This is a genomic window from Streptomyces sp. NPDC057543 (assembly GCF_042801895.1).
Taxonomy (GTDB): Bacteria; Actinomycetota; Actinomycetes; order Streptomycetales; family Streptomycetaceae; genus Streptomyces.
In genome coordinates, this window is the sequence record NZ_JBHVFF010000391.1 from 1 (window position 1) to 6,338 (window position 6,338).

The following is a 6,338-nucleotide window of genomic DNA, read 5'->3' on the forward strand; positions in this document are numbered from 1 at the left end:
ACCGAGTCGATCGTCATGCGGTCCAAGTCCGGCACCATCCGGAAGATCGACTCGACGCACCGCCTGTCGAAGCTGCGCGCCTACAGCGCGATCGACTTCGACCGCGCGAAGTAGCCCCCGCCCCGGAGTCCGGGGAGAGGAACGCGAGGAGGCGCCCCCGTGTGCGGTGGGGGCGCCTCTTCGCGCGTACGGACGTGCACACGGACCTGCACGGCGGCATACGCACGTGCACGGGCGCTCGGACGTGCACGGGCGCATCGCCACACCAGACGCGTAACGGACCTGCACGGACGCATACGGACGCGCACGTGTGCGTCGCGACGCACACCGGGCGCGTAACGGACCTGCACGGGCGCATACGGACGCGCACGGACGCGTCGCGACGCACACCGGGCGCGTACGGAGGTGCACGGACGACTGCGCGAAGTGATCCGGCCCGATCCGGTCCAGTCCGGTCCGGTTCAGCCCCCGTGTGCCCGCCCGGTCAGCCCGCCGCCGCGATGCGGCCCGTCGCTCCGGAGGTTGCGGATGATGCCTTGAGCTCCATCTCGCGCCGTCTGCGACGGGCGAGCACCACACGGCGTTCGGCGGCGGTGAGGCCGCCCCACACCCCGTACGGTTCCGGCTGTATAAGGGCGTGTTCCTGGCATTCGACCATCACCGGACAGCGCGCGCAGACCCGCTTCGCGGACTCCTCGCGCGCGAGTCTGGCAGCAGTCGGCTCCTTCGACGGGGCGAAGAACAGCCCGGCCTCGTCCCGGCGGCACACCGCCTCCGAGTGCCAGGGGCCGGCCTGGTCCTCCCGAGCGGGGATGCGCTGGGGAGGGACGGCGGCGACCTGCAGGGGCTGATGCGGCAGTTGCAGCACGGTCTACTCCTGACGACGGCTTACGGCTTCGCGAGCGAGAGACGATGCAGCAGTCCCTACCCCCTGTGCGTGCGCCTATGCACTGCGTGGCCCCGGTTCCGGGCCGCTCAAATGCGATCGATCAGGAATTTGGCTTGTTTTCGAAGGAGGAAGGAGTTCCGGAGAGGGAAGGGCGGGCAGGGCGGACCACTTCGCTCCTAGCCGAGGTATTTACGCAGCCGATCCTGGAGATCCGCGATGAACTTTCCGCGCTTGGGCTTCGCCTCGACGCTGCCGAACACCGAATAACCATTGACGACGACCACGGGCGCTTCGGGATCGGCGGATTCCAGTGTGGCGACTTCGAAATTACCGAAGACACCCGTGCCGCTGCCGCGCAGCGAGATGTTCTCGGGGACCTTGATCTCGACACTTCCGAAGATGGCCGTCGCGTTGATCACCGTGAGCCTCTGGCCGAAAAGTGCCTCGGTCAGATCGATCTCCACACTGCCGAAGAGCGCGAAGGCGTTGGTACGGCCGCCGACCCGCCAACGGCCCCTGCGGGTGGAGCTGCTGAAGATCGCCACCAGGTTCTCGGCGGGGCCCGTCGGGCCCTCCTGGCCGCGTGCGTCGGCCGCGGTGGCCGGGCGGGAGGCGCCCGACGGGGCGGGCAGATCCCGTACCAGCGGTTCGAGCTCACCGACGGTCTTGGCGCGGTAGACCGCGTCGACCCGCTCGGCGTGTTCCTCGGCGGTGAGCCGGCCCTCGGCCATGGCCTCGCGCAGGATGTCCGCGATCCGGTCGCGGTCCGCGTCGGAAGCGCGGATACCGGCCGGCTCCGCCGGGGCTACGGGCTGCTGGGGGTGCTTTTCGAGGTCCACCCGCCCAGGGTACCCAAACGCGATAGATCGCGACTAGCCCCCGCCCCGCCTCCGCCGTGTCGCCCCCGCGCCGCCACCCCTGCACGGACGGCGAACTGAGCCTTACCTCACAGCTCCGGCGTCCGTGCGGCGTTCTACTCTGGAGGGCGCGCTGCCCAAGGGAGGGCAGCCGCTGTCTGCCGAGTGAGGAATGGCCGTAATGCCAGAGTTTGCGTACTCCGATCTGCTCCCCCTGGGAGAGGACACCACGCCGTATCGTCTGGTGACCTCCGAAGGTGTCTCCACCTTCGAGGCCGACGGCCGTACGTTCCTCAAGGTCTCCCCGGAGGCTCTGCGCACGCTGGCCGCCGAGGCCATGCACGACATCTCCCACTACCTGCGCCCGGCCCACCTGGCGCAGTTGCGGCGGATCGTGGACGACCCCGAGGCGTCGTCCAACGACAAGTTCGTCGCGCTCGACCTGCTGAAGAACGCGAACATCGCCGCTGCCGGCGTCCTGCCGATGTGCCAGGACACCGGCACCGCGATCGTCATGGGCAAGCGCGGGCAGAACGTACTCACCGAGGGCGGTGACGAAGAGGCCCTGTCGCACGGCATCTTCGACGCGTACACCAAGCTCAACCTCCGCTATTCGCAGATGGCTCCGCTCACCATGTGGGAGGAGAAGAACACCGGCTCGAATCTGCCCGCGCAGATCGAGCTGTACGCCACCGACGGCGGCGCGTACAAGTTCCTCTTCATGGCGAAGGGCGGCGGCTCGGCCAACAAGTCGTTCCTCTTCCAGGAGACGAAGGCGGTCCTCAACGAGGCCTCCATGATGAAGTTCCTGGAGGAGAAGATCCGTTCGCTGGGTACGGCCGCCTGCCCGCCGTACCACCTGGCGATCGTCGTCGGCGGTACGTCGGCCGAGTTCGCGCTGAAGACCGCCAAGTACGCCTCCGCGCACTACCTGGACGAGCTGCCCGCCGAGGGCTCCCCCACGGGTCACGGCTTCCGGGACAAGGAGCTGGAGGAGAAGGTCTTCGAGCTGACGCAGAAGATCGGTATCGGCGCCCAGTTCGGCGGCAAGTACTTCTGCCACGACGTCCGTGTCGTCCGCCTCCCCCGGCACGGCGCCTCGCTGCCCGTGGCGATCGCCGTCTCCTGTTCGGCGGACCGCCAGGCCACCGCGAAGATCACCGCCGAGGGCGTCTTCCTGGAGCAGTTGGAGAAGGACCCGGCCCGCTTCCTGCCGGACACCACGGACGAGCACCTGGACGAGTCCGGGAACGTGGTGAAGATCGACCTCAACCGGCCGATGGACGAGATCCTCGCCGAGCTGACCAAGTACCCGGTGAAGACCCGGCTGTCGCTGACCGGGCCGCTGGTCGTGGCGCGCGACATCGCACACGCCAAGATCAAGGAGCGGCTGGACGCGGGCGAGGACATGCCGCAGTACCTGAAGGACCACCCGGTCTACTACGCGGGCCCGGCGAAGACGCCCGAGGGGTACGCGTCCGGCTCCTTCGGCCCGACGACGGCCGGCCGTATGGACAGCTACGTCGCGCAGTTCCAGGCCGCGGGCGGTTCGAAGGTGATGCTCGCCAAGGGCAACCGCTCCCGGCAGGTCACCGAGGCGTGCGACGCCCACGGCGGTTTCTACCTGGGCTCGATCGGCGGTCCGGCGGCACGCCTCGCGCAGGACTGCATCAAGAAGGTCGAGGTCGTCGAGTACGAGGAGCTCGGCATGGAAGCGGTGTGGCGGATCGAGGTCGAGGACTTCCCCGCGTTCATCGTCGTCGACGACAAGGGCAACGACTTCTTCACCGAGCCCGCCCCGGCGCCGACGTTCACCAGCATCCCAGTGCGGGGGCCGGGTCTCGCCTGACGGGGCACTCCCTCCGTAGCCACGGTTCCTGCGGGGCGTTCCGGTCACGTTTCATCGGCCGGGACGCCGCGCGCCGTTCCGCGATCCCCCGTCATCACTCCCCCTCACTTCTCCGCGCTCCTCTTCACTCCTCCAGGGGTCCCGACTTCACCTCTCCAGGAGTCCCGACGTCGCGACCAGATAGCCGAGTTGGGCGCGGCTGTTGCTGCCCAGCTGCTCGGAGACCCTCCGTACGTGTTCGGCGACGCTGCGGCGGCTCATGCCGAGCCGGCGGGCGATCGACTCGTCCGTCTCGCCGCCCACGACCGCCTGCAGGATGGTCCGTTGCAGGTCGGAGGTGACGACCGGGGTGCGCAGCGGTACGCGTTCCGGGCGGACCGGGACCGCACGGACCCAGGCCTCGTCGAAGTGGCGGGCCAGGAAGCGGACCAGGGACGGGTGCTGGATGCGCAGGGCGCTGTGCGGTTCGTCGGAATACGGGACGAACGCGAGGCTGCGGTCGAAGACGATGATCCGGTCGACGACCTCGGCGAGCGTCCTGACCTCGGCCCCCTCGGTGGTCACCCGCTCGATGTAGGCGAGCGTCGTACGGTCCGAGCGGACGGTGTGCTGATAGATGGTCCGCTGCCGGATACCCCGCCGCAGGTTGCCCAGGTCCCGGGGCAGCGACTCCTGAAGTGTCTGCGCGGGACGGCCGCCGCCGGGGTGGGCGGTGCGGACCTCCTCGCGGCAGCCTGCGACGCCCGCGTCGAGCGCCTTGCCGATCACGGCCGCGCCGGTCAGCCGAGTGAGGGCGGGCTGTTCGAGCCGGTGCACATCGGCGTACAGGCCCTCGAACACGGCGAGCGCGGCGCGGGCCGAACGCAGCGTGCGACGCTGCCGGGCGATCGCCTCCTCGATGGGCCCGAGCGCGTCGAACGAGGCGGTTTCGGGCGGTACGGGGATCAGGTACCCGGGTGAGTCGCGGTCCTCCACCATCAGGTGAAGGGCGCTCAGGCAGCGGGGCACGTCGCCCGCCGGAAGGCTGCCTGCCGTGAGAGCGCGCCGATAGGCCGCGAGGGCCGTGTCACAGGCGCGGTCCGGTGACGATTCGCGGCAATCACACGCCCATGGGCCGGATTGATCGTCCTTCACAAGCATGCAGGTTACATTCGTGCACTCCGCAGGCCATGGGTGAGCACGGCCGCTCGGTGAGTATGGGCCGGTGACGCACGACATCGAACGGGCGGACGAACGTCCGGATCGCGCTCCGGACGCCGACCCGGCCGGCCGCGTGCGCGGCGAGCGCCGTTATCGATTCCTCGTCGCCGGATACTCCCTCTCTTCGTACGGCACCTTCCTGAATATGGTGGCGCTCAATCTGTTCGTCTACGAGACGACGGGCAGAGCGCTTGCGATGGGCCTCTTCATGGCCGTGCGCCTGGGGTCCGGATTTTTCGCCGGGCTCGCCGCCGGTGGTCTGCTCGCCCGTTTCACGGCGAAAAGCCTCATGCTGTGGACGAATGTGGCGCAGGCGGTGGTGATGCTGTCGTTGGTCTTCGCGCCGCACGGGATGCGGACGGCCGCGCTGATGGCCGTTTCCGTGGTGGTCGGCGCCTGCGGAACGCTTTTCATGGTGTCGCTGCGCAGTTCCATTCCCGAGATGGTCGGCGACGACCGCCGTTCCTGGGCGAACTCCCTTTCCATCACGGGGCGTTCACTGGCCATGGTGGCCGGTTTCGCCTCGGCGGGGGTGGTGGTCTCGCTGGTCGGCTACACCGCGGCGTTCGTGGTGGACATGGCCACCTTCGTCGTCTGTGCCGTGACGGTGGCCCTGCTCCCGATCGCGGGCGGCGGCGAAGGTAAGCCCGGGACGGGCGAGGGGCAGAGAGCCGGCACGGGGGCCGGGTGGTGGCGAATGCCGGGCGCGTTCCTCGCGTCGGCCGCCGCGCCGGGTCTCGGTCTGATGGTGGTGCTGCGGGGTGCGGACGCCCTCGGTTCGTCCTCCCACAACGCCGCGCTGCCGGTCTACTCCGCCGGGCTCGACGCCTCGCGCCCCGCCGTGTTCGTCAGCGCGTTCTGGTGTCTGTGGGCGCTGGGGAACGTCGTCGCCCAGCAGTCGATCCAGCGGTACGTCAAGCGCGGCGGGCATCCGGTGGGCGCCCGGGGGTTCGGGTACGGAACGTGCCTGATGTCCGGGGCGTTCATTCTGGCGTTCGCCGGGTTCCCGTCGGCGGCGACCGCCGTGATCGCGCTGGTCGCAGGGGCGGCCGACGGGCTCACCGAGGTCTCGTACACCTCGCATCTGCAGACGCTCCCCGCCGATTCGCGCGGTCATGCGTTCGGGCTCTCCGCGACCGTCGAGAACCTCGGGTTCGGCGTCGGCATGATCCTGGTCGCGGCGGCGCTCGACGGCCACAGCCCGCTGACCGTCGTCGCCTGGTCGCACGGGGTGGCCATCGTGATCGCCGTGGTGTTCCTGATCCGGGTGGCGGGGGTGCGCAGACGCGATGGGGCCCCCGCTCACCGCTCCGGCGCCGAACGCGGCGGACCCGTGCCGTGAGGGATCACGGACGATGGTATTCAGCCAATCTTCGGGCGCTGGTACCGGCTTCCGTGAACTGCACGGCACGGCCGACCGGGCGGGCACGACCGGCGGCAGCTGCGTCGCCCGCGACGGCGCCCTGATCGCCCGGTACGTCCCCGAGGGCGCCCCCGCCGGAGGTGCGGGGCGGGACGGACCGGGTCGCGAACGCCCGGGCCG

The 6,338-nt window shown here is 69.7% G+C and carries 5 protein-coding genes and 2 pseudogenes; 4 read left to right on the top strand and 3 right to left on the bottom strand.

Annotated elements, in window-relative coordinates:
• A pseudogene (locus ACFU8Q_RS37860) lies at positions 1 to 114 on the top strand (fructose-bisphosphatase class II); the annotation flags it as partial.
• A gap of 370 nt (positions 115 to 484) precedes the next feature.
• Here ACFU8Q_RS37860 and ACFU8Q_RS37865 read toward each other — a convergent pair.
• Complete coding sequence (locus tag ACFU8Q_RS37865; RefSeq protein WP_384463607.1) at positions 485 to 868, bottom strand: WhiB family transcriptional regulator; 384 nt, start codon at positions 866 to 868, stop codon at positions 485 to 487.
• 197 nt (positions 869 to 1,065) lie between these two features.
• Positions 1,066 to 1,728 (bottom strand): DUF1707 domain-containing protein, encoded by a 663-nt coding sequence (locus ACFU8Q_RS37870; RefSeq protein WP_384463610.1) that lies wholly within the window; start codon positions 1,726 to 1,728, stop codon positions 1,066 to 1,068.
• A gap of 199 nt (positions 1,729 to 1,927) precedes the next feature.
• Here ACFU8Q_RS37870 and ACFU8Q_RS37875 point away from each other — a divergent pair, with 199 nt between their 5' ends.
• A complete protein-coding gene (locus ACFU8Q_RS37875; RefSeq protein ID WP_384463613.1) occupies positions 1,928 to 3,595 on the top strand; it encodes a fumarate hydratase in 1,668 nt (555 codons plus the stop codon).
• Between the two features lie 147 nt (positions 3,596 to 3,742).
• Here the strand turns inward: ACFU8Q_RS37875 and ACFU8Q_RS37880 are convergent, their stop codons facing one another.
• Positions 3,743 to 4,729, bottom strand: coding sequence for a LuxR C-terminal-related transcriptional regulator (locus tag ACFU8Q_RS37880; RefSeq protein WP_384463616.1), 987 nt, complete (start codon positions 4,727 to 4,729; stop codon positions 3,743 to 3,745).
• Between the two features lie 70 nt (positions 4,730 to 4,799).
• Here ACFU8Q_RS37880 and ACFU8Q_RS37885 point away from each other — a divergent pair, with 70 nt between their 5' ends.
• Together ACFU8Q_RS37885 and ACFU8Q_RS37890 are read left to right on the top strand one after the other, a co-directional pair.
• A complete protein-coding gene (locus ACFU8Q_RS37885) occupies positions 4,800 to 6,137 on the top strand; it encodes an MFS transporter (protein ID WP_384463619.1) in 1,338 nt (445 codons plus the stop codon).
• 13 nt (positions 6,138 to 6,150) lie between these two features.
• Positions 6,151 to 6,338: pseudogene (locus ACFU8Q_RS37890) on the top strand (hypothetical protein); the annotation flags it as partial.

Excerpts from the sequence above, each read along its gene's own strand:
- ACFU8Q_RS37875 (WP_384463613.1), top strand. The coding sequence starts at position 1,928 with ATGCCAGAGTTTGCGTACTCCGATCTGCTCCCCCTGGGAGAGGACACC.